Below are 23435 nucleotides of genomic sequence, written 5' to 3' on the forward strand. Positions count from 1 at the left end.
GCGCGGGGACGTGCTCAGCCCGCCGTGCTCGCGTCGACGCGCCGGACCTCGGCCCGGTCGCCGGCCTCGGCGCCGACCTCGGCGCCGGTGTAGTCCTGCTCCCCGTAGAGCCAGTCGGTGTAGTCCCAGATGCCGTGCCGGTCCGCGGACTTCCACAGCATGTTGCGCACGGTCCGCTCGACCGGGCCGGTGAGGTGCCAGGACTCGCCCCACACCCGCGCCGTCGTCTGGATCCGCGCGGTGCGCGGCTGGCGGACGGCGTTGTACTCCCGGAACACGGCGTTCCACCGGGAGGCGTCGTGGTGCTGCGGGTCCGCGAACACGGACCGCGCGGCGATGGCCTCCAGGGCGGCGGCGTCCTCGAGGGCCTGGCAGGCGCCCTGGGCGAGGTACTGCAGCATCGGGTGCGCGGCGTCGCCGGCCAGGGCGATGTTGCCGTCCACCCAGTTCTCGATCGGCACGCGGTCGAACATGGGCCAGCGCTGCACGTGGCTGAGGTTGTCGAGCGCCGCCTGGACCTCCGGAACGCAGTCCCGGTAGGCCTCGCGCAGCTCGGCGTCGCCCTCGTAGACGAGCTGACCGGCGGCGAAGGACGGCGAGCGGTAGACGGCCACGGTGTTGAACAGCTCCCCCTGGCGCAGCGGGTACTGCACGAGGTGGCACTCGGGGCCCATCCACACGACCACGGCCTCCATGTCCCCGGCGTGGGTGATCTGCGAGATCGGCAGCGCGCCGCGGTAGGCCACGTACTCGGAGCCGACGGGCTGGTCGTCGGAGAGCTGCGCGCGGACCACGGACCTGATCCCGTCCGCGGCGACGATCGCGTCGGCCTCGAAGACCCGGCCGTCGTCCGCGGTCGCCCGGGCCACGGCGCGCCCGTCGACCTCCACGTTCTCGGTCTTCGCCACCCGGACGTTGTTGTGCAGGGTCACGCCGAGCTCGGCGCACTCCTCCATGAGCAGGCGGTGCAGGTCCGAGCGGTGGGCCACGATGTAGGGGGCGCCGTAGCGCTCGTAGTACTCGCCGGTGACGTCCTCCCGGAGCAGCTCCTCGCCCGTGAGGGCGTCGCGGAAGACGATGTACCGGGGGGCCACGCCGGTCTCGACGGCCCGGTCGAGCACCCCCCACTCGCGCAGCAGGCGGGTGGCGTTGGGGGACATCTGCAGGCCGGCGCCGACCTCCCCGAACTCGGGGGACTGCTCCACGAGCTCGACCTCCGCGCCGAGCCGGCGCAGGGCGAGGGCGTTGCCGAAGCCGCCGATGCCGCCTCCGATGACGAGGACCTTGGTGTGCTGTGCCATGGTGGTGATTCCTTTCGAGCTGTGCGGGACGATGTCAGGCAACCGGTTGGGTCCGTACGACCCGGGGTGCCTGGCGGGCCTTGGTGATGACGGGCAGCAGGGCGAACTGCAGGACCGTGGCGACGGCCGCCGCACCCGCGAAGAGCAGGAACACGGGGTGGACGCCGTCGGCGGGGTCGGCGTGGGCGCCGAGCACGAGCCCCGCGGTCTGCGGGGCGAGGACGGCGCCGATGCGCCCCACGCCCAGGGCCCAGCCGAGGGCGGTGCCGCGGAGGCTGTCCGGGTAGTACAGGGTGATGGCGCCGATGATCAGGGACTGCGTGCCGTGCGTGCCGACACCGGCGAGCACGAGCATCAGGTAGATCAGCCAGACCGGCTCGTCGCCGACGACCATGATGACGAGCAGCCCGGCCGCGGCGGCGCCCGAGGCGACGGCGCCGGTGAGCACCGGGCCGAACCGGTCCCCGGCCCAGGCCGTGAGCACGGAGCCCAGCACCGCGCCGAGATTGAGGACGAGCGCGAACGTCAGGGCCCCGCCGATCTGCGCGCCCTGCAGCCGCATGAGGTTCGGCAGCTCGGTGCCCAGCCCGTACCAGGCGAAGAGGGTCGCGAGGGTGGCGGCGGCGAACAGGATGCTCATGGTCAGGTAGGGCGGGCGGAGCAGGGAGCCGAAGCCGGGCCGGTGCACCTGCGCGGCGGCCGCGGCGGCCCGCTGCTCCCGGCCGGGGTCGGCGGGAATCACCTTCAGGGCCACGGGCACGAGCACGACGAGGGCCAGGACGGGGAAGACGAACATCCACCGCCAGCCCTCCCAGCCGAGCCAGTCCGCCGGGATCACGGGGATGCCGGTCAGGGCGGCGAGCGAGCCGCCGATCGGCACGCCGGACATCATGAGCGTGGCCATGGCCGAGCGCCACCGGGGCGGGATGAAGTCCGCGGCGAGGGCGTTGGCCGAAGGGACGAGACCGCCCAGGCCGAGCCCCGCCACGAGGCGCAGCAGCGCGAAGACCCACTCGTCGGGGGCCACGGCGCACGCCACGGTCGCCAGGGAGAACACCACCGTGCACCAGACGACCGTCTTCTTCCGGCCCAGCCCGTCGGAGAGCCGCCCGGCGAAGACCGCCCCGATCATCATGCCGAGGAACGCCGAGGAGCCCACCGTGCCGGCGGTCGCCTGGGACATCCCCCACTCCTCCATGAGCGAGGGCTTGACCGTGCCGAAGACGATCAGGTCGTAGCCGTCGAAGACGATGAGCAGCCAGCAGACCAGCACGGCGATCCATCGGGCGCGCCGGCCCACCGGGGCGGGCGGGGCGGCGGCGGCGAGAGCCGTTGCGGACATCGGGACTCCGTTTCACAGGTGCGGGGCGCCACCGACGTGCGGCGCGTCACACCAGGATGTGCCCGCGACCGGCACGCCCCGAAACTTATTCTGCTGGGTGGAAAAAATGGTGTGCCGTGGATCTCCGCCGGGATGCGGCGGGCGCCTAGACTGGGCCCGTGCAGAACCAGGACCTGGAGCGGAAGCCGGCCTACTCCCTGCAGTCCGTGGACAACGTCCTGCGCCTGCTCCAGATGCTGCGCGACTCCGGCGGGGTGCGGCTCAAGGACGTGGCGCAGGAGCTGGGGGTCGCCCCCTCCACCGCGCACCGCCTCCTGTCGATGCTCGTCTACCGCGGCTTCGCCGTCCAGGACGACTCCCGCCGCTACCTCGCGGGGCCGGGGCTCGGCGTCTCGGTCCCCGAGTCCGGCTCGCACAGCCGGCTGCGCGCACTCGTGCAGCCCTACCTGGAGCTGCTCAGCGAGCGGACCCACGAGACCACGAACCTCATGGTCAGGGTCGGCACCACGGTCCGCTTCCTCAGCTCCGTGGAGGGGGCGGGGCTGCTCAAGGTCGGCGACCGGCGCGGCGCCGTCCTCCCGGCGGCCGCCACCTCCGCGGGCAAGCTCCTGCTGTCCTACCTCTCCGAGGAGGACCTCGCGCGGCTGTTCCGCACGGGCTCGGCCCGGACCGTGGGGGAGTACCTGGACGAGGCCGCCTTCGGCTCCTTCGTCCGGTCCCTGGCGATGATCCGCTCCGTGGGGTTGGCCTTCAACCGCGAGGAGGCCGAGCGCGGCGTCTCCGCCGTGGCCTGCGCCGTGCGCGACCCCGAAGGGCGCCCCCTCGCCGCCCTGTCGGTGTCCGTGCCCGTGCAGCGGGCCGGCGTGATCGAGGACCGGGCGGTGATCCGGGCGCTGCGGGAGGTGTGCCGGGAGATCGAGGGCGAGATCGCCGCGGAGATCGAGTCGGACCGGCCCCGGTGAAGCGGTCGCGGAGCACCGGAGGAAGTTTCCATCCAGCAGAATTCATTGCCGGTCTCGCCGGTGCCTGCTCTAGCGTGGCCAGTAACTCACATCACAGCGCAGGGTGGTCCGCCCCGCGACCCGCGAGCACCGAGGAGCTCACCATGAGTCACGACAACCAGATGACGGTCCCGGCCCCCACGCCTCAGGAGCAGGCCGAGCTCGATGCCCTCTACCAGGACTTCGAGTCGGGCCACATGGTCCCGCTGTGGACGGAGATCGGCAACCTCATGCCGGAGGCCCCTGCCTCGGCGGCCGTCCCGTTCGTGTGGGAGTGGAAGAACCTGCTGCCGCTGGCCGAGCGGGCCGGGGACCTGGTGCCCGTGGGCCGCGGCGGGGAGCGGCGGGCCATCGCGCTGGCCAACCCCGGTCTGGGCGGGCGCCCGTACGCCACCCCCACCCTGTGGTGCGCCATCCAGTACCTCGGCGGCCACGAGGTGGCGCCCGAGCACCGGCACTCCCAGAACGCCTTCCGCTTCGTGGTCGAGGGCGAGGGCGTGTGGACCGTGGTCAACGGCGACCCGGTGCGGATGTCCCGCGGGGACTTCCTGCTCACCCCGGGCTGGAACTTCCACGGCCACCACAACGAGCTCGATGCGCCCATGGCGTGGATCGACGGCCTCGATATCCCGTTCGTGCACTACACCGACACCGCGTTCTTCGAGTTCGGCATCGACCGGGTCACCGACGAGTCCACCCCGGAGTTCTCCCGCGGCGAGCGGCTGTGGTGCCACCCGGGCCTGCGGCCCCTGTCGGGTCTGGGCAACACCGTGTCCTCCCCGATCGGGGCCTACCGGTGGGAGCACACCGACCGGGCGCTCACCGAGCAGCTGGCCATCGAGGACGAGGGCTACCCCGCCACCGTGGAGCAGGGCCACGCCGCCGTGCGCTTCGTGAACCCCACCACCGGCGGGGACGTCATGCCCACCATCCGGGCCGAGTTCCACCGGTTCCGCCCCGGCACGCAGACGCGCACGACGCGGGAGGTCGGCTCCAGCGTCTACCAGGTCTTCGAGGGCCGCGGCCGGTTCGTGCTCGACGGCGAGGTCCGTGTCGTGGAGAAGGGCGACCTGGTGGTCGTCCCGTCCTGGACGGCCTGGCAGATCCAGGCCGAGACCGGGTTCGACCTGTTCAAGTTCGGCGACCAGCCGATCGTCGAGAAGCTGAACTTCAACCGCACCTTCGTGGAGGGCGAGGAGAAGTAGCACCGCACCTCCGGCGCGCGGAGCGGACCGCCCCGCGCGCCGGACCACGTCCGTGGCCCCCCGCCGGGCGCCACCGCACACCGACCCAGGAGACACTGACCGATGAAGCTTGCAACCCTGCGCACCAACGGGACCACCACGGCCGCCCGCCTCGACGGCGAGGTGTTCACCGAGATCGAGGGCTGCCCCGACCTCGGCGCCCTGCTCGCGGAGGAGAACTGGCAGCAGATCGCCGCCGACGCCTCCGGGCCGACGCACCCGGCCGCCGGCGCCGAGCTCGAGACGATCGTCGCCGACCCCGGCAAGGTCCTGTGCGTGGGGCTCAACTACAAGAGCCACATCCAGGAGATGGGCCGCGACCTGCCGTCCTACCCCACGATCTTCGCCAAGTTCACCGAGACCCTCACCGGCCCGAACGACGACATCGAGGCCGTCGCCGAGGACCCGCAGCTGGACTGGGAGGGCGAGCTCGTCGTCGTCGTCGGCAAGCGCGCGTACAAGGTGGACGAGGCCGACGCCGGCCAGTACATCGCCGGGTACGCCGCCGCCAACGACATCTCCATGCGCGAGTGGCAGTTCCGCACCAAGGAGTGGCTGCAGGGCAAGATCTGGGCGAAGTCCACCCCGGTGGGCCCCGTCATGGTCACCGCCGACGAGTTCGACCCGAAGCAGGCCGTCCTGCACACCCGGGTCAACGGCGAGACCATGCAGGAGCACTCGATCGGGGACCTGCTGTTCACCCCGGAGCACCTCGTGGCCTACTTCTCCACGATGCTGCCGCTGAACCCCGGGGACATCATCCTCACCGGCACCCCCGGCGGGGTGGGCCGGGCCCGCAACCCGCAGGTCTTCCTGAAGTCCGGCGACGTGGTGGAGGTCGAGATCGACGGTCTGGGCGTGCTCACCAACAAGATCGTCGACCCCGCCTGAGCGCGGGCACGAGAGGAGTCAGTCATGGTCGCCCGTCAGGACCTCACCACCGACGAGGACCTCAAGGCCCAGCTGCTGCTGGTGCGCCGGGGCACGGCGTTCTGGTCCCGCAAGGTCAACGAGCTCACGGACGACGAGCTCGACGGACCCTCGCTGCTGCCCGGCTGGTCCCGCCGGCACGTCATCGCCCACGTCGGCTACAACGCCCGCGCCCTGACCCGGCTCGTGCAGTGGGCCAACACCGGGGTGGAGACCCCGATGTACTCCTCCCCGGAGGCCCGCAACCAGGAGATCGCCTACGGGGCGACCCTGCCGGCCCGGGCGCTGCGCCACCTGAACGACCACGCCTCGGTGTCCCTGAACGTCGAGTGGCGGGACACCCCGGAGGCGGCGTGGAGCCACGAGGTGCGGACCGCCCAGGGCAGGACCGTGCCGGCCACGGAGACCGTCTGGATGCGCAACCGCGAGGTCTGGATCCACGCGGTCGACCTCGACAACGGGGCCCGCTTCTCGGACGTCCCGGCCGAGGTCCTGACCCGGCTGCTGAAGGACGTGACCGGCAATTGGGCGGGACAGGACAAGGACCCCGGGCTGCGGATCCAGGTCACCGACGCCCCGGAGCTCGGTGAGCTCGGGGCCGGCGCCGGCCAGGACGCGGGGATCCTGGTGCGCGGGGACCTGGCCGCGGTCGCGCAGTGGGCCTCCGGGCGGGGCGGGGCCCGTCTCGAGGTCGGCGCCGACGTGGCGAACCCGCGCTGGATCTGACCCGCGCCGGCCGGCGCAGGGCCCCGGGGAGCACCCCGGGGCCCTGCGCCGCTGCCGTCCGTGAGAGAATTCCCCGGTGATGGACACCCGTACCGAGAACCACCCCGCCCGGCTCGACCTGCCGCCGCTGCACCTGGGCGAGCTCACGATCGACGTCCCCGTGGTGCTGGCGCCGATGGCCGGGGTCACCAACAAGGCGTTCCGCCGGCTGTGCCGCGAGTACGGCGGCGGCCTGTACGTCACCGAGATGGTCACGGCCCGCGCCCTCGTGGAACGCCGGCCCGAGTCGATGCGGATCATCGACCACGACCCGGACGAGACGCCCCGCTCCATCCAGATCTACGGTGTGGACGCCGTCCACGTCGGGCAGGCCGTGCGGATGGTCGTCGAGGAGGACCGGGCCGACCACATCGACCTGAACTTCGGCTGCCCCGTCCCCAAGGTCACCAAGCGCGGCGGCGGCTCCGCCCTGCCCTGGAAGACCGACCTGTTCGCCGCGATCGTGCGCACCGCCGTCCAGGAGGCCTCCCGCGGGAACGTCCCCGTGACGATCAAGATGCGCAAGGGCATCGACGACGGCCACCTCACCTTCCTCGAGGCCGGGCGGATCGCCCGCGACAGCGGCGTCGCGGCCGTGGCCCTGCACGGGCGCACCCTCGAGCAGCACTACTCGGGGACCGCGGACTGGGACGCCATCGCGCAGCTGCGCGAGGCCCTGCCGGACGTGCCCGTGCTCGGCAACGGGGACATCTGGAGCGCCGAGGACGCCGTGCGCATGGTCGAGCAGACCGGCGTGGACGGCGTGGTCGTCGGCCGCGGCTGCCAGGGCCGGCCCTGGCTCTTCGGGGACCTGCAGGCCGCCTTCGAGGGCCGTCCCGACCGCTTCCGCCCCGGGGTGGACCAGGTCGCCCGCACGATCTACCGCCACGCCGAGCTGCTCGTGGAGATGTTCGGCGACGAGGCCAAGGGCCTGCGCGACATCCGCAAGCACGTCGCCTGGTACTTCAAGGGCTACCCGGTGGGCGGTGAGCTGCGCGCCAGGATGGCCCAGGTGCCGGACCTCGCGACCCTGCGCGAACTGCTGGACGAGCTCGACCTGTCCCTCGGCTACCCGGGCGAGGCGGTCGAGGGCCCGCGCGGCCGCGCCGGCTCCCCGAAGAAGCCGCACCTGCCGGACGGCTGGCTGTCCTCCCGCGAGCTGGGGGACGCCGAGCGGCTGGGGCTGGTCGCGGCGGAGCTCGACGTCTCCGGCGGCTGAGCCGTCCCCACGTCACGGAAAGGACCGGGCATGCCCCACACGTCCATCGAGATCGACCGCACCGGCGCGCCCGCCCCGGGCTACGAGGCCCGCGACGTCGCGCGCTGGGTGGCGGAGGACCACCACAACAAGTACCGCTCCGACTTCGAGCGGGACCGCGCCCGGATCCTGCACTCCTCGGGGCTGCGGCGGCTGGCGGCCAAGACCCAGGTCGTCTCGCCGGACACCGACGACTTCGTGCGCAACCGCCTGACCCACTCCCTCGAGGTCGCCCAGATCGGCCGGGAGCTGGGCCGGATGCTCGGCTGCGACCCCGACGTCGTCGACGCCGCCTGCCTCTCCCACGACCTCGGGCACCCGCCGTTCGGGCACAACGGGGAGGCGGCCCTGCACCGGCTGACCCAGCACATCGGCGGCTTCGAGGGCAACGCGCAGACCCTGCGCCTGCTGACCCGGCTCGAGCCCAAGGTGCTCGACGACGACGGGCGGCCCGCCGGCCTGAACCTCACCCGCGCCGTGCTGGACGCCGTGTGCAAGTACCCCTGGGAGGCCCACGAGGCGCCGTTGCGCCCGGACGGGACCAGGTCCCCGAAGTTCGGGGTCTACACGGACGACCTGCCGGTGTTCGCGTGGCTGCGCGACGGCGCCCCGGCGCGCACCAAGTGCCTCGAGGCCCAGGTCATGGATCTCTCGGACGACATCTCCTACTCCGTGCACGACGTCGAGGACGCGATCGCCTCCGGGCTCGTGCAGCTGGGCTGGCTCGCCGACACCACCCAGCGGGACCGGGTGCTCGAGCTCACCCGGCGCTGGTACCTGCCCGAGGCCGCGCCGGAGTCCCTCGACGCCGCCCTGACCCGCCTCGAGGACTCGTCCCTGTGGGTCCGGGAGATGGACGGGTCCCGCAAGGACCTCGCCCGGCTGAAGAACATGACGAGCCAGCTCATCGGCCGCTTCGCGATGTCCGCGGTCGGCGCCACCCGGGACATCTACGGCGAGGACCCGCTGACCCGCTACGACGCCCAGCTCGTGGTGCCGGAGGGGACCACGGAGGAGATCGGCGTGCTCAAGGGCATCGCCACGACCTACGTCATCACGGTGCGCGACGCCCAGCCGATCTACGACAACCAGCAGGAGGTGCTCTCGATCCTGGTGGGGGCGCTGATGGACTCCGACGGCCGCTTCCTCTCGCCCGCCTTCACCGCCGACTGGCACGACCTCGGCGACGGTCCGGGCACGGAGGCCGCCCGCCTGCGCCTCGTGGTGGACCAGATCGCGTCCCTCACCGACCTGTCCGCCGTGTCCCTGCACGACCGGATCCGCGGCACCCACTGGCGGGTGGGGGACAAGCCGCTCTGGTGAGCCGTCCCACCGGGGCGGCGACCGATCCCGTTCAATGACTGTGGGCTGGGTCGCACGCGGTGCCGCTCCCTAGACTCGGCGCGTTTGTGCTCCTCCTCACAAAGGTCTGATCGTCATGGAAAACTCCACCGGACCCGCCCCGCAGGCCGCGTCCCCCTCCTCCCCGGGCGCCCGGCCCATCCTCCGCTCCCGGGCGTGGGTGGCGCCGCTGTGCTGGATCGCGGTGCTGCTGGACGGCTTCGACGCCGTGGTCCTGGGCGCGGTGCTGCCGTCCATGCTCGAGAACAACGAGCTCGGGATGACCACCGCGCAGGGCACCGCCGTGGCCACCGTCGGCCTCGTGGGCATGATGATCGGCGCGCTGACCATGGGCTACCTCACCGACCGGCTCGGCCGCCGCAAGATGCTCATCGGCGCCGTGATCATGTTCTCCCTGCTGACCTTCGCCGCGGCGTTCTCCCCGAGCGTGTTCGTCTTCGGCCTCCTGCGCTTCCTCGCCGGCCTGGGCCTCGGCGGCTGTCTGCCCACCGCCATCGCGATGGTCACCGAGTTCGCCCGCCTCGGCCGGGGCTCCAACGCCACGACCCTGGTGATGACCGGCTACCACGTCGGCGCGGTGCTCACCGCGGCGCTCGCCATCGTCGTCGTCGTCCAGTTCGGCTGGCAGGAGATGTTCGTCCTGGGATCCCTGCCGGCGCTCGTCCTCGTGCCCCTCATGCTCGTGTTCCTCCCCGAGTCCCCCTCGTTCCTCGCGTCCAAGGGACGGATGGCCGAGGCGCGCGCCGTGGCCGAGCACTACGGCGTGCACCTCGAGCACCACACCGCCGAGGAGCAGGCCGAGAAGGTCGGCGCCACCATGCTGCTCTCCACCGGCTGGCGCCGGAACTCGATCGCCATCTGGATCGCCTCCTTCATGGGTCTGCTGCTCGTCTACGGCCTCAACACCTGGCTGCCGCAGATCATGCGGGCGGCCGACTACGACCTCGGCAACTCCCTCGGCTTCCTGCTGATCCTCAACGTGGGCGCCATCGCGGGGCTGGCGGTCGCCGGCCGGGTGGCCGACCGGATCACCCCGCGCGTAGCCGGCATCATCTGGTTCCTCGGCTCGGCCGCGCTGCTCGCGGCCCTGGCGATCAAGCTGCCGCTGCTCGGGATCTACGCCATGGTCTTCGTCACCGGCTGCTTCGTGTTCTCCTCCCAGGTGCTCGTCTACGCGTTCACCGCCGCCAACCACCCGCCGCGCGTGCGCGCCACGGCGCTGGGCATGTCCGCCGGGGTCGGCCGGCTCGGGGCGATCTCGGGCCCGATCATCGGGGGCACCCTGCTGACCGCGGGCCTGGCCTACCCGTGGGGATTCTTCGCCTTCGCCGCGGTGGGCGCCCTGGGCGGACTCGCCCTGACCGGCACCCGGACCCGGCAGGACCTGCGGGAACGCTCCCGCTGAGCCGCCGAGCCGCTGAGCCGCTGACGGCTCCCGCTCCACGGGCCGCCCCGGGCCGCACGGTGATCCACCGTGCGGCCCGGGGCGGCCCTCCGCCGTCCGGCCGCGCGCCTAGACTGGCGGTGTGGCAGGACTGATCAGACGCGAGGACATCGACGAGGTGCGGGCGCGCACCGACATCAAGGAGATCGTCGACGGCTACGTCACCCTCAAGAGCGCCGGCATCGGCTCCTGGAAGGGGCTCTGCCCGTTCCACGACGAGCGCACCCCGTCCTTCCACGTGCGGCCGCAGATGGGCACCTACCACTGCTTCGGCTGCGACGAGTCCGGGGACGTCATCTCGTTCCTCATGACGATGGACCACACCACCTTCTCCGAGACCGTGGAGAAGCTCGCGGCCCGGGTGGGCTACGAGCTGCACTACGAGCAGGGCTCCGGGCCGAACAAGGAGGAGGTCGGCCGCCGCCAGCGCCTGCTGGACGCGCACAAGGTCGCCGCGGAGTTCTTCCAGCGCAACCTCTACACCCGCCAGGCCGCCCCCGCCCAGCAGTTCCTGGGCGAGCGGGGCTTCGACGGCGAGGCGGCCCGGCGCTACGGCGTGGGCTACGCGCCCCGCGGCTGGGACCACCTCCTCAAGCACCTGCGGGAGCGCGGCTTCACGGACCAGGAGCTCAAGCTCACCGGGATGTTCTCCGAGGGCAACCGCGGGCTCTACGACCGGTTCCGCGGCCGGCTCGTCTGGCCCATCCGCGCGGTCGCCGGCGAGGTCATCGGCTTCGGCGCCCGCAAGCTCCACGACGACGACCAGGGCCCGAAGTACCTCAACACCCCCGAGACCGCCCTGTACAAGAAGTCCCAGGTGCTCTACGGCATCGACCTCGCGAAGCGGGAGATCGCCAGGCAGCGGCGCCTCGTCGTCGTCGAGGGGTACACCGACGTCATGGCCTGCCACCTCGCGGGCGTGACCACGGCGGTGGCCACGTGCGGCACCGCCTTCGGGGCCGAGCACATCAAGATCGTCCGGCGGTTCCTCTCCGACGACGGCGGCGGGGGAGAGGTGGTCTTCACCTTCGACGGCGACGCCGCCGGGCAGAAGGCCGCCCTGCGCGCGTTCGAGGAGGACCAGAAGTTCGTGGCGCAGACCTACGTGGCGGTCGAGCCCCACGGCATGGACCCGTGCGACCTCCGGCTCGCCCGCGGGGACGCCGCCGTGGCCGAGCTCGTGGAGAACCGCCGCCCCCTGTTCGAGTTCGCGATCCGGGCGACGCTGAAGAACTTCGACCTGGACACCATCGAGGGCCGCATCCGGGCGATGCGCGCCTGCGCGCCCATCGTGGCGCGGATCCGCGACCGCTCCCTGCGCCCCGCCTACGCGCGGCAGCTCGCGGGCTGGCTCGGACTCGAGCCGGCGGAGGTCCAGCGGGCCGTCGACGCCGCCGGCCGCGCCCAGCGGGAGGAGGCCCCCGCGCTGCACCGGCCGGCGGAGCCGGAGGCGTCCGGGCCGGCCTCGGTCGAGCTGCCCGACCCGCGCGAGCCCGTGGCCCGGATGGAGCGCGAGGCCCTCGAGACCGTCATCCAGTGCCCTGACCTGATGCTCGCGCGGCACTGGGAGGAGTTCGGGCTCAGCGCCTTCCGCTACCCCGTGCACGGGGCCGTGCACGACGCCGTGCTCGCCGCGCGCGCCGAGCTCCTCGGCGACGGGTCCGCCGTGCCGAGCGGGCAGGCCTGGGTGGACGGGGTGCGCGGACACCTCCCGGAGCCGCTGCACGGCTACCTCGCCGAGCTCGCCGTGACGCCGCTGCCGGCCACCACGCAACAGCAGCTGGAGCGCTACACCGCGGACATCCTCAACCGCCTCTTCGAGCTGCAGATCAACCGGCGGAAGTCGGACCGGCTGGCGGAGCTCCAGCGCACGGATCCCACCGGGCAGCGCGAGCGCTACCAGGAGCTCCAGCGGGAGCTGCTGGAGCTGGAGATGCAGCGGCGCGGCCTCCGCCAGGACTGACGCCACCGGGCGGAACCGGATTTGTCGAAGCCCGGTGGGAACGGTAAAGTGATGGCTCGTTGCACGTCCGCGTGCACGGTCCCCCGTAGCTCAATTGGCAGAGCATTCGACTGTTAATCGAAGGGTTACTGGTTCGAGTCCAGTCGGGGGAGCAGCACAGGAGGCCCTCACCGGCGGAAACGCCGGTGGGGGCCTCCGTCGTCCCCGGGCGCGCGCCGTCGTCGCGCCGGCGCGTCGAGCGTCAGCCCGTGACGCTGATCCGGACCCCCTCCGAGGGGGCGGGCACGTCGAAGACGGCCGTGTAGTTGAGGACGGCGGTCCAGACCGCCACCCGCACGTCGCTCTCCGACATGCCGGGCGGGTGGTGGGACACGGTCACGGCCCACTCCTGGCCGTCGAACAGCATCTCGACGGAGGTGACGGTGACGCCGCGGGCGGCGAGCGCGCCGACGACGCCGGCCCGGACGAGGGACACGGCGGGATGGGCCCGGGGGATGGCGGTCATGGTGGTCGTCCTTCCGGCGGGAGCTCGGATCAAGCTCCCTTCCATTGACTCGCATCCAGTGGCAAAAGTAATGCCCGCTCTTTGCCCGACAGGGCGGAAGCGGCGGGGAACGGGCTGCCCGCCCCGCTCCGGGGCGCGCGCAGGTCTTATGGAATCCTTATGTTCCTCCTAGCGGGCACGGAAGTCCGGGGCGCACCATGAGTCAAGGGCGGTCCCGGACGAGCCGAGATCCTGGACGCACCGGACCGCATCCTCGGCGGGCTTCCGGACGAGGCTCGGCATCTCAGGGGGAACCATGCGTTGGTCGGCCAGGGCAGCCGGACCCGCCTCGTCCCGTGACCGGAGCGCCGCGGGGAAGCCGTCGAGGCGTCTGACCGGCGTCGACGCGGCCCGCGGTCTGGCGCTCATCGGTCTCATGTCCGTCCACGTCCTGCCGTCCTCCGACGACGAGACCGGCGAGCCGACCTGGTCGCAGATCCTCTTCTCCGGGGACTCGGCGGCGCTGTTCGCGCTGCTGGCGGGCGTGGGGCTCGCCCTGTCCACCGGTGGAACCCGCCCGCACGGTGGCCGGGAGCTGGGTGCGGACCGTGTGGCGCTCGTGGTGCGGGCGGTGCTGATCGCGGTGCTGGGACTGGCCATCGGATCCCTGCTGGCCGACGACCTGCCGGCGGACAACATCCTCATCTACTACGGCGTGTTCTTCCTCCTGGCCGTTCCCTTCCTGCGCGCGGGTCCGACGTCGCTGTTCGGCTCGGCGGCGGTCTTCCTGCTCGTGGCTCCGGTGCTCATGCAGTCGCTGCGCGACGCACTGCCCGAGCCCGTCGCCGACAACCCCGCCTTCGGGGAGCTGCTGACCGCACCGGGGGCGACGGCGGCCCAGCTGCTGCTGACCGGCACCTATCCGGCGCTCGCGTACCTGACCTATCTGCTGGCCGGCATGGGGCTCGGCCGGCTCGATCTGCGGAGGAGGGCGACCCAGCTGCGCCTCCTGGCGGTCGGCGTGGGTCTGTCGGTCTGCGCGCAGGCGGCCTCGTACGTGCTGCTCCACGGCCTCGGCGGCTACGAACGGCTGCTGGCCTCCTCGGCGGGGGACGCGGAGCAGCTGGACGAGATCCTGGTCTGGGGCGCGGACTGGCTGCCCACCGACACCTGGTGGTCGCTCGCCGTCGACGCACCCCACACCAACACCCCCCTGGCCATCGCGGTCAGCCTGGGCACCGGCATGGCCGTCCTGGGCGCCTTCCTGCTGATCTCCCGCGTGGTCGGGGCCTGGCTGCTGCCGCTGTCCGCGATGGGCTCGATGACCCTGAGCCTGTACACCGCGCACCTGGTCGTCCTGTCGTTCGAGGTCCACGAGGACCGGCCCCACCTGTGGCTCACCGTCCAGCTCGTGTCGGCGGTCCTGTTCGCCGTGGCGTGGCAGCGGACCATGGGGCAGGGGCCGCTGGAGCGGGCCCTCGGCGCCGTGACGAAGAGTGCCCGGCGACGGTTCCTCGCGGCGTCCACCGGAACCCGGCGCGACTAGGAGCTCCGCCTCCGCGGGAGCCGACCGCCGGGTGTACGGGACAGTAGTTCCGATCCGTGACCGTACCGCGTCCGGAACGTCACCGTTTGCTATTGAGTCCCTTGTCAGAAGCGAATTAAGCTGAACTCACCATATTCACCAAGGGGGAACACAGTGAAAACTCTGGAAAAGCTGGTAGCGAGTGTGGCCGTGGCGGGACTGCTGCTCGGGGGAGCAGGACCGGCGCTCGCTGACGGCAAGGACGATCGCAAGGGCGACGACAAGGGGCACAGCAAGAAGGACGAGCGCAAGAACGGCGAGGTCGACGTCGTCGTCAAGTACAAGCACCGCGGCGACTGGAAGACGAAGCGCTACGAGGACAAGAGCCTCGAGAAGGCTGCGTCCATCGCCAAGGAGAAGTGCCACGGGGGCAACTGGCGCGAGTACTACAGGGACGCCCGCCAGGTCGACCGCACCGGCAAGTCGGACAAGGTCTGCCAGAAGAAGTACGTGAGGGTGTACTTCGAGCAGGACGAGGACCGCCGCTGGGACAAGGGCGACAAGGGCAAGGGCAAGGACCGGGGCGGGAAGGATTAGCACGGGACCCGATCCCGACGCACCGACGGGAGGGCCCGTCCGGGGAACCGGACGGGCCCTCCCGCACGTCCCGGCAGGTCGCGTCGCGGCCCCGTGCGCGCCCGCCGGCGGCGTCCCCGATGGTAGCTTGGTGCTCAGTCCACGTACTTTTCTCATCATCAACGGAGGCGGGCATGAGTCATTCGGTAGGCCCCAGCACGGGCGGGGCGTCGGGAGCGGGGTCGGAGCACTCCGACCCCGGATCGGCGTCGATCCTCGATGTCGTCAAGGTCTTCGCCAGGCTGCTGCCCAAGCAGCTCAAGGACGAGGCGCAGCTCGCCAAGCTCGAGCTCACGGAGAAGGCGAAGACGCTGGGCAAGGGCGCGGCCTTCGTCGTCGTCGGCCTCGTGTTCCTGCTGCTCGCCACGATCGCCCTGGTCGGTGCGGCGATCGCGGGTCTGTCGCAGATCATGCCGGCCTGGCTGGCGGCCCTGCTGCTCGCCGTGCTGTTCCTGATCATCCTGGCCGTCGCGGCGCTCATCGGGGTGTCCACCATCAAGAAGGCCCTTCCGCTCGTGCCGCGCAAGGCGCTCTTCGGGGTCAAGTACGACCTCGGCGTGGTCAAGGAGGGCTCCGCCTACACCGAGAGCCGCGTCCAGCGCGAGGAGCAGCTGGCCCGCGAGCGCAAGGAGCAGGAGAAGCGGGAGGCCGCGCAGGACCCGGCCCAGCAGAAGCCCCCGGCGCCCACCGAGGAGCAGCTGCGGCACCGGCTCAAGCTGCGCCGCGAGCACCTCAAGACGCTGCGCGACGACGTCCAGGGCCGTGCGGAGACCATCCAGTCCACCACCAAGGGCTTCGTGGACCGCACCAGCCGCACCGTGAAGACCACCCCGAAGGATGTGAAGGGTCTGCTCGCCCAGGGCGGCGCGAAGTCCCGCTCGACCTCCGGCTCGTCCGCCGGGTCCGGCCTCGGCGAGCGGTGGCAGCCGCTCACGGTGCTGGCCGTGGCGGGGAGCGCGTTCGTCGTCTTCCTCCGCAAGCTGTTCCGGTGACGTCGCCGTCCATGGGCCGCCCGTGGACGAGCGCACCGGCCGAAGGCCCGGAAGCCACAGGCTTCCGGGCCTTCCCCGTGCGTTCACCGGGTGTCCACGTGCCCCGGGCCGGACGGGCGGGCCGGCTCGATAGACTCCCGGGCGTGACGACAGATCGGTGGGTGCCATGAGCCAGTGGTTGGCGGTCGCCCTGGCGCTGCTCTCGGCCGTGTGCCTGGCCGTCGGGACGCAGCAGCAGGGCAGTGCCGTGGCGGACGTCGCGCAGGGACGGCTGCGCCCGCGCAGCATCCCGGTCCTGCTGCGCCGTCCCCGCTGGCTGCTGGGGCTCACCCTGCTGGGCCTCGGCACCGGCCTCAACGTCACCGCCCTGGGGCTCGCCACCGTGACGGTGGTCCAGCCGATCGGCGTGGTGGCCCTGGTGATCACCACGCTGCTGCACGCGCGGCACCGCCGGCTGCGGATCAACCGGCGCACCTGGACGGCGATCGGGCTGTGCACCGCGGGCGGGGCGGTCTTCGTGACGTGCGCCGTGGCGGCGACCGACCCCGCCCGGGGCATCTCGCGCTGGGCCGAGCACACCGTGGTGGTCATGCTCGTGGTGCTGATCTGCGTCCTGGGGGTCTCCGCGGCGATGTTCGGCCGCAGCCTGGGCGGGACGTTCTACGTGGTGGGCGCCGGCATCCTCTACGGATTCGTGGCGGTGCTCGTGCGGCTGACCCTGATCCGCATCCAGGGCAGCGCCGGGACGCCCCTGGACGACGTCAACTGGCTGGCGGCGGGCACCGCCGTCGTCGCCGCCGTGCTGGGCGGGTGGTTCGTGCAGACGGCCTTCGCGTCGGGTCCGCCGGACCTCGTGATCGCGGGGCTGACCGTGATCGACCCCATGGTGGGCGTGCTCCTGGGGCTGCTGGTCCTGGGCGAGGCGGTGCCGGGCTTCTCCGTCCCGGTCGGGATGCTCATGGCCGCGGCAGGCGGCGTTGCTATAGTCGGGGTCGCCGTGCTCTCGCAGCACCACCCGGAGGTGCTCGAGCGCCGCGCCGAACTCGCACGGCAGGACCGGGCGCAGCCCCCCGCGGGCTCCACCGCACGGCGCCCCGCAGCCTCCGACCGCCCCGCGGCATCCGACCGCCCCGCACACGACCGACCGGGAAGACACGCTTGAGCGCCCACACCGCCTCCGCCGCACGCCCCCTGACCGTCCTCCTGGGCGCCGAGACCTACCCCCCGGACGTCAACGGGGCCGCGCAGTTCGGGCACCGTCTGGCCCGGGGCCTGCACGAGCAGGGCCACCGGGTGCACGTCCTGTGCGCACGGCCGGACCCCGGGCCGTCGTACCGGGCCGAGGACGACGGCGTGGTCGAGCACCGGCTCCGCTCCCACCGGGCCTTCACCCACCCGTACTTCCGCCTGTGCTTCCCGTGGCAGGTCGCCGGGGAGATCCGCCGCGTGCTGGACGAGGTGCGCCCCGACGTCGTCCACGTCCAGTGCCACTACATCCTCGGCCGGATGCTGGTGCGGGAGGCCCGGCGGCGGGGCATCCGCTCCGTGGCCACCAACCACTTCGTCCCCGAGAACCTGGAGCCGTTCCTGCCGTTCCCGGCATGGGTGCTGAACCGCTACCGCGCGGTGTCGTGGCGGGACATGGTACGGGTGTTCGGCGCCTGCGACGTGGTGACCGCACCCACCCCGCTCGCGGTGGAGGCCATGCGCCGCAACGGCTTCCCCGACACCGTGCTCGCCGTGTCCAACGGGATCCGGATCGCCGACTACGAGGCCCACGACGGCGAGCGGCGGCAGCCGGCCGCGCACCCGACCGTCCTGTTCACCGGCCGGCTCGCGGTGGAGAAGAACGTGGACGTGCTCATCGAGGCGCTCTCCGTGCTGCCCGCCGAGCTCGACGCGCACCTGGAGATCGTGGGCGACGGCGAGCAGCGGCCCGCGCTCGAGAAGCTGGCGAAAGCCCTGGGGGTCGCCCACCGGGTCCGTTTCCTGGGCTACGTCCCGGACGAGGACCTGCGCGCGGCCTATCTGCGGGCCGACGTGTTCTGCCAGCCGGGCACGGCCGAGCTCCAGTCGCTGGTCACCCTCGAGGCGATGGCGGCGTCCCGGCCCGTGGTCCTGGCCGACGCGCGGGCCCTGCCGCACCTGGCCGAGGACGGCGTCAACGGCTGGCTCTTCGCCCCCGGCGACGCCCAGGACCTGGCGCGCAAGCTCGCCCTCGTCCTGGGCGCCCCGCCCGAGGAGCGCGCCCGGATGGGCCGGGAGAGCCGCCGCAAGGTCGCGCGGCACAGCTTCCCGCGGACCCTGGAGACGTTCCTGCGGCTCTACCGCGGCGAGCACCCGGAGTCCGTGCGCACCCCTGCTCCGGGAGCGCGCGAGCACCAGGAGCCGGTGCGCGCCCCCGCCGCGGGCCCGCGACGGATCCGGACCAGGCTGGCCTCGCTCGTGCGGTAACGTGGTGCTGCGCCGCCGGGCCCGTCCCGGCACGGGGCCGTAGCTCAGCTGGTCAGAGCAGAGGACTCATAATCCTTCGGTCGTGGGTTCAAGCCCCACCGGCCCTACCGAGAAGCCCGTTCCACCAGGCCGACAGCCTGGTGGAACGGGTTCTTCCGCCGGCGGCCGATCCCCCCGCACCGGTCCTCCCGGGACGCCCGCTCCCGCGGGGACGCCGCGGTCCGCGCCGGCGCCGGCCGGCGCCGGGGCAGGGTCCCGGGCCGTCCCTCCGGAGAGCAGGGGCGTCACCCACCGGGCACGGGGGTCGGCGTCGATGAGAACGGCCTTGAAGAACAGGGTCAGCGGCACGGCGAGCAGCGCGCCGAGCGCCCCCAGGGTCGCGGCCCAGAAGACCAGGGACAGCATGGTGACGGTGGCGGACAGTCCCACGGCGTCGCCCACGATCTTCGGCTGGATGAAGGACTGGATCACCACGTTGATGCCGCTGTAGACCGCCACGACGGCGAGCATCAGACCCGGACCGCCCTCCAGCAGCGCGATGATCGCCGGCGGGACCACGCCGAGCACGAAGCCGATGTTGGGGATGTAGTTGGTCACGAAGGCCAGCAGTCCCCACAGCACCGCGACGGGGACGCCCAGCCAGGCCAGGGCCACGGTGTCGATCACCGCCACGACGAGTCCGAACACGGTGGTGACCAGCAGGTACTTGCGGCTCACGGCGGCGAAGCCCCGCAGCGCCGCGGCGAGCTCCCCGTGGGCCCCCCGCAGGCGGGCCAGCTTCTGGGGGAAGCTCCCGGCGTCGACCACCATGAACAGCACCAGCGTCACGATGAAGAACACGTCGGAGAGCAGTCCCAGCAGCCCGCCGAGCAGTCCGCCGGCGAACTCGGCCAGTCGCCCCAGATCGAACCCCGCGAACATCTGGGCCAGCCGCTCCTCACCGATGCCCAGCTGCTCGAGGCCGCCGGTCACGCCGTCCAGCATCCGGTCCAGCTCCGCCTGGTAGGACGGGATCAGGGTGGCGAACTGCGCCCCGGCGATCAGCAGGGAGACGGACAGGGCCAGGATCGCGGTGTAGACCGCGACCAGGGCGACGGCGGTGCCCATCCACCCCGGAAGGCCCCGGCGCTGGAACCACCCTCGCAGCGGATGGGCCGCCACCGTCATGACCAGGGCCAGGAACACCAGGCCCAGCAGGTCCGACATCGCCCGCAGCCCCAGCACCACGACGACCACCGCAGCGAGTCCCACGAGCACCACCAGCGGTCTGCCGCCCAGCAGCGCCGTGGTCCCTCCGCCGGGCCCCGGGGTCTCGGCGCTCGTCCGCTCTGCCATCACGTGCCTCCCTGCTGTGGTGTCCACCGTCGGTCATCCGGGACGCCGGTGCTTCACCCGCCGCGGGTGAAGCCCGGCGAGGACCGGTGCCCCGGGCGGGAGCCGCGTCTGGCCGCGCCCGGTTTTCACCCACCACGGGTGAGCCGTGACCGGGCGCGGACGTCCATCCTGGGAACGGGTCGGCGAGCACGGACGCCGAGGCCCGCGCCCGGCGGCCGCTGGACCGCCGCGGGCCGACGCGCCCGTCCCGTCCACCTCGACGAGCACCACCACCACACCGCCGTACGACTTCGGGAGCAAGACGATGGCCACTCTGACCGTATGGAAGTTCACCACCGCCGAGGGGGCCGAGGCCGCGGCACAGACCCTGCAGCGACTGACGACACAGGAACTGATCCGGGTCCACGACGCCGCGATCGTGACGTGGCCGGACGGGAAGAAGAAGCCCCGGACCCGGCAGCTCAACAACCTGGTGGGGGCCGGCGCACTCGGCGGGTCCTTCTGGGGCATGCTGTTCGGCCTGATCTTCTTCGTCCCCCTGCTGGGCATGGCCGTGGGAGCGGCTGCCGGGGCCCTGAGCGGGATGCTGACCGACACCGGGATCGACGACGGCTTCATCAACCGGGTCCGCGACGAGGTCACCCCGGGCACCTCGGCGCTGTTCGTGCTCACCTCCGGTGCCGTGCTGGACCGGGTCCAGGAGGCCTTCGCCGGCCAGGACATGCACCTGGTGCACACCAACCTCTCCCGGGACCAGGAGGAGAAGCTGCTCAGCGCGTTCGCCGAGGACCCGGCCGCCGCGCTGTCCGCCGACGACGACAGGAGCTGATCGGCCGGGGCGGCGTCCCGCACGACGCTCGACAGACGGTCGCGGCTCCGATGGCCGCGCGCCGGGACGATGTGCCGGCGCGCGCCACGGGCCGACGACCCGCAAGGGAGGATGAGATGTGCCGCTGGCTGGCGTACACCGGTTCACCGATGAGCCTGGAGGACCTGCTGTTCAAACCCACGAACTCTCTGGTGATGCAGAGCAAGCACTCGCGCCTGGGCGTCGAGACCACCAACGGCGACGGCGTCGGCGTCGGCTGGTACGGGTCCCGGCCGACGCCAGGGCTGTTCCGCAGCACGGAGCCGGCCTGGAACGACCGCAACCTGCACGAACTGGCGCTGCAGGCATCGCCGAGCCACGTGTTCGCCCACATCCGCGCCACCACCGGGACGGCGGTCCAGCAGACGAACTGCCACCCGTTCCGTCACGACCGGTGGCTGTGGATGCACAACGGGCTCATCCGGGACTTCCTGACCCTCAAGCGGGACCTCGTCCTGGCCGTGGATCCCGGGCTCTTCCCGCAGATCGAGGGCTCCACGGACTCGGAGGTCTTCTTCTACCTCGCCCTGACCTTCGGCCTGACGCAGGACCCGCCGGCGGCGGTGGCCGCGGCGGTCGGACTCGTGGAGGAGGCCGGGCGCCGGCACGGCGTCCCGGACCCGATGCAGATGACCGTGGCCACCACCGACGGGGAGACCATCTGGGCGTTCCGCTACTCCAGCGAAGGCCGCTCCCGATCGCTCTTCCACAGCGCTGACGTCTCGGCGCTGCGCGCCCAGTACCCGGACCACGCCATGCTCCACGACGTCTCCGAGGACTCGCGGATGGTGGTGTCCGAGCCCCTGGGGGACCTGCGCGGTGCGTGGCAGGAGGTGCCGGAATCCACCTGCGTGGTCGTGCACGGAGGAGCGGTGGACCTCTTCCCCTTCGCCCCCGCGGCCGCCTGAGCCGCACCCGGGGACGTGCCGGTCAGGGGGCGGGCTCCGTCCCGACGCGCACCGGAGGCGGTTCGACCATCATCTCGGGTGCCCGGGACACCATGAGCCAGAGGGGCAGGACGACGAGGCTCAGGACGACCAGCACGGTGATGTCGCCGACCACCGCGACGGCGATGAACAGGGCGATCCACCCGTCGCGCGCCACAGGCAGGACCACGCCGAGGATTCCGCAGGCGATGGCCAGCCCCAGCGGCATCCCCGGGATCAGCGCGTGGCCCAGGAGGCCGACGACGGCACCCATGAAGACGGCGGGGAAGATCCGCCCGCCCCGGAAGCCGGCGCCGGCGGCCACGAGCAGTGCTGCGAGCTTGACCACGAGGACGAGAACCAGCTCCTGCGGGGAGTGCTCCGCAGGGTTACGGACGAGCTCGCCCATCTGGTGCGCGCCCTTGAACAGGGTGAGCGGACCGCCCAGGGCCCCCAGGCCCCCGAGCAGGAGGCCGCCGAGAGTGGTGTAGAGCACCGGATGCCGCAGGCCGTGGAAGAACCGGTGCACGTGGGGGAACGCGTGCACCGCGGCCAGCCCGATCAGGGTGCCGACCACCGCCACGGCGAGGCCGGTCGCCAGATGCACCGCACCGGGGGTGCCGAGCGGCGGGAATCCCGCATCGGGCAGCTGGGGCCCGTCGAGCCACCGCATGGTGACCGCGCCCGCGGCCGCCGACGCCAGGGGCAGGAAGAGCCGGTCCCACAGGGCGCCCCCGTCCTTGAACCCGGCGACGACTCCGGTGAAGACGAGGGCGGCCGCGACCGGTGTCCCGAACAGGGCGCCGACGGTTCCGGAGGCGGCGGTCATCACGACGAGACCGGTCGGCACCCCGGGCCGCCACCGGGCCACGAGTGCCACCAGGACCGCGGTGTTGACGGCGATGATGGGGATCTCCGGTCCCAGGCTCACCCCGCCGGCCAGGCCCAGCACTGTCACGAGCACCAGGCCGGGGACCGCACTCAGCGCCAGCGGCGGCGCGATCAGCTCCGTGGTCGCGGAGTCACGGCCGCCGTGTCCGGGAACGAACTGCACCACGAGACCGACGACCAGGCCCGTCAGGGCGAGGACCCCGAAGATCCACCAGCCCGACTCCGGATCGACCTCCCACGCCGAGGGCAGGCGCGACCAGAGGAGGTGCTCGACGACGAGCGCCAGTTCGTCCACCACGAACAGGCCCAGCGCCGAGACGGCGCCGACGAGGACCGCCGGACCGGTCAGCTGCAGCTGGCGCCGGACGGACGGTCCCTCGTGCGTGCTCGTGCCGGTCATGCGTGGTCGCCCATCGTGAGGTCACCGGAGGCGGGCGCACGGGCGGGTGCCCGGTCCCCGTGTCCGCATGACGACGGTCTTCGTCGCAGGTGCCCCGGTCCTCCGCCCGGGGCACGGCCCAGCCGCCTCGAAGGTGGGGTCGCGGTCGGCGAGCCCGGCGCTCCTCCGGGTCCGCGGTCCCGCTCGGTCCAGGGCCCCTGTCGGTCCAGGGTCCCTGTCCTGACCGCCCCTGTCCTCACCCCGAACGGGTGACCTGCGGGGCACCCGCGGCGACCGGGGGCCTGAACGCCAGGGTCTCCGCTCCGGTCCCGCGG

The 23435-nt window shown here is 72.4% G+C and carries 20 protein-coding genes and 2 tRNA genes; 17 read left to right on the top strand and 5 right to left on the bottom strand.

The features are described from left to right. Positions 1 to 14 precede the first annotated feature (14 nt). Together AC6CH6_RS07375 and AC6CH6_RS07380 are read right to left on the bottom strand one after the other, a co-directional pair. Positions 15 to 1301: an FAD-dependent monooxygenase gene (locus tag AC6CH6_RS07375; RefSeq protein ID WP_498254639.1), complete on the bottom strand. Its 1287-nt coding sequence runs from the start codon at positions 1299 to 1301 to the stop codon at positions 15 to 17. 34 nt (positions 1302 to 1335) lie between these two features. Next, positions 1336 to 2643 carry an MFS transporter gene (locus tag AC6CH6_RS07380; protein WP_498254640.1) on the bottom strand — a complete coding sequence of 436 codons (1308 nt, stop codon included), beginning with the start codon at positions 2641 to 2643 and terminating at the stop codon, positions 1336 to 1338. A 158-nt stretch (positions 2644 to 2801) separates the two neighbouring features. On the opposite strand from AC6CH6_RS07380, the gene AC6CH6_RS07385 reads away from it, so the two are divergent. The 9 genes from AC6CH6_RS07385 to AC6CH6_RS07425 all read left to right on the top strand — a co-directional run bounded on the left by AC6CH6_RS07385 (position 2802) and on the right by AC6CH6_RS07425 (position 12762). After that, a complete protein-coding gene (locus tag AC6CH6_RS07385; RefSeq protein ID WP_498254641.1) occupies positions 2802 to 3605 on the top strand; it encodes an IclR family transcriptional regulator in 804 nt (267 codons plus the stop codon). Positions 3606 to 3748: 143 nt separating this feature from the next. Continuing rightward, positions 3749 to 4849 carry a cupin domain-containing protein gene (locus tag AC6CH6_RS07390; protein ID WP_498254642.1) on the top strand — a complete coding sequence of 367 codons (1101 nt, stop codon included), beginning with the start codon at positions 3749 to 3751 and terminating at the stop codon, positions 4847 to 4849. A gap of 102 nt (positions 4850 to 4951) precedes the next feature. Further along, complete coding sequence (locus AC6CH6_RS07395) at positions 4952 to 5779, top strand: fumarylacetoacetate hydrolase family protein (protein WP_095651359.1); 828 nt, start codon at positions 4952 to 4954, stop codon at positions 5777 to 5779. Between the two features lie 24 nt (positions 5780 to 5803). Beyond that, positions 5804 to 6544, top strand: coding sequence for a maleylpyruvate isomerase family mycothiol-dependent enzyme (locus AC6CH6_RS07400; RefSeq protein WP_498254643.1), 741 nt, complete (start codon positions 5804 to 5806; stop codon positions 6542 to 6544). 79 nt (positions 6545 to 6623) lie between these two features. Next, complete coding sequence (gene dusB / locus AC6CH6_RS07405) at positions 6624 to 7802, top strand: tRNA dihydrouridine synthase DusB (RefSeq protein ID WP_498254644.1); 1179 nt, start codon at positions 6624 to 6626, stop codon at positions 7800 to 7802. Between the two features lie 30 nt (positions 7803 to 7832). After that, complete coding sequence (locus AC6CH6_RS07410; RefSeq protein ID WP_017834111.1) at positions 7833 to 9164, top strand: deoxyguanosinetriphosphate triphosphohydrolase; 1332 nt, start codon at positions 7833 to 7835, stop codon at positions 9162 to 9164. 115 nt (positions 9165 to 9279) lie between these two features. Further along, the gene (locus AC6CH6_RS07415) at positions 9280 to 10608 is read left to right on the top strand and encodes an MFS transporter (protein WP_498254645.1); all 1329 of its coding nucleotides are present in this window, start codon (positions 9280 to 9282) and stop codon (positions 10606 to 10608) included. 121 nt (positions 10609 to 10729) lie between these two features. After that, positions 10730 to 12610 (top strand): DNA primase, encoded by a 1881-nt coding sequence (gene dnaG, locus AC6CH6_RS07420; protein ID WP_498254646.1) that lies wholly within the window; start codon positions 10730 to 10732, stop codon positions 12608 to 12610. A gap of 79 nt (positions 12611 to 12689) precedes the next feature. Further along, a tRNA-Asn gene (locus AC6CH6_RS07425) sits at positions 12690 to 12762 on the top strand. Positions 12763 to 12851: 89 nt separating this feature from the next. Here AC6CH6_RS07425 and AC6CH6_RS07430 read toward each other — a convergent pair. Continuing rightward, positions 12852 to 13115: a hypothetical protein gene (locus tag AC6CH6_RS07430; RefSeq protein WP_498254647.1), complete on the bottom strand. Its 264-nt coding sequence runs from the start codon at positions 13113 to 13115 to the stop codon at positions 12852 to 12854. Positions 13116 to 13530: 415 nt separating this feature from the next. Here AC6CH6_RS07430 and AC6CH6_RS07435 point away from each other — a divergent pair, with 415 nt between their 5' ends. From AC6CH6_RS07435 to AC6CH6_RS07460, 6 genes are all read left to right on the top strand, one after another. Next, a complete protein-coding gene (locus AC6CH6_RS07435; RefSeq protein ID WP_498254648.1) occupies positions 13531 to 14640 on the top strand; it encodes a heparan-alpha-glucosaminide N-acetyltransferase domain-containing protein in 1110 nt (369 codons plus the stop codon). A 153-nt stretch (positions 14641 to 14793) separates the two neighbouring features. Next, entirely contained in the window at positions 14794 to 15216 is a 423-nt protein-coding gene (locus tag AC6CH6_RS07440) for a hypothetical protein (RefSeq protein ID WP_498254649.1), read from the top strand. Positions 15217 to 15389: 173 nt separating this feature from the next. Then, on the top strand, positions 15390 to 16247 hold the full coding sequence (locus AC6CH6_RS07445; protein WP_017834120.1) for a phage holin family protein: 858 nt from the start codon (positions 15390 to 15392) through the stop codon (positions 16245 to 16247). Between the two features lie 166 nt (positions 16248 to 16413). Continuing rightward, a complete protein-coding gene (locus AC6CH6_RS07450) occupies positions 16414 to 17409 on the top strand; it encodes a DMT family transporter (protein WP_498254650.1) in 996 nt (331 codons plus the stop codon). Next, positions 17406 to 18701, top strand: coding sequence for a glycosyltransferase (locus tag AC6CH6_RS07455; protein WP_498254651.1), 1296 nt, complete (start codon positions 17406 to 17408; stop codon positions 18699 to 18701). The genes AC6CH6_RS07450 and AC6CH6_RS07455 overlap by 4 nt, the downstream gene beginning before the upstream one ends. A 33-nt stretch (positions 18702 to 18734) precedes the next feature. Further along, positions 18735 to 18808 (top strand) — tRNA-Ile (locus AC6CH6_RS07460). Here AC6CH6_RS07460 and AC6CH6_RS07465 read toward each other — a convergent pair. Next, a complete protein-coding gene (locus tag AC6CH6_RS07465) occupies positions 18768 to 20036 on the bottom strand; it encodes an AI-2E family transporter (RefSeq protein ID WP_498254716.1) in 1269 nt (422 codons plus the stop codon). The two genes, AC6CH6_RS07460 and AC6CH6_RS07465, sit on opposite strands and share 41 nt — an antisense overlap. Positions 20037 to 20340: 304 nt before the next feature. Here AC6CH6_RS07465 and AC6CH6_RS07470 point away from each other — a divergent pair, with 304 nt between their 5' ends. Further along, complete coding sequence (locus AC6CH6_RS07470; RefSeq protein ID WP_017834123.1) at positions 20341 to 20865, top strand: DUF1269 domain-containing protein; 525 nt, start codon at positions 20341 to 20343, stop codon at positions 20863 to 20865. A 116-nt stretch (positions 20866 to 20981) separates the two neighbouring features. Beyond that, positions 20982 to 21812 carry a class II glutamine amidotransferase gene (locus AC6CH6_RS07475; protein WP_498254652.1) on the top strand — a complete coding sequence of 277 codons (831 nt, stop codon included), beginning with the start codon at positions 20982 to 20984 and terminating at the stop codon, positions 21810 to 21812. Positions 21813 to 21834: 22 nt separating this feature from the next. Here the strand turns inward: AC6CH6_RS07475 and AC6CH6_RS07480 are convergent, their stop codons facing one another. Then, complete coding sequence (locus AC6CH6_RS07480) at positions 21835 to 23121, bottom strand: ion channel protein (protein WP_498254653.1); 1287 nt, start codon at positions 23119 to 23121, stop codon at positions 21835 to 21837. Positions 23122 to 23435 lie beyond the last annotated feature (314 nt).

Source organism: Kocuria sp. GQ42 (genome assembly GCF_059758435.1).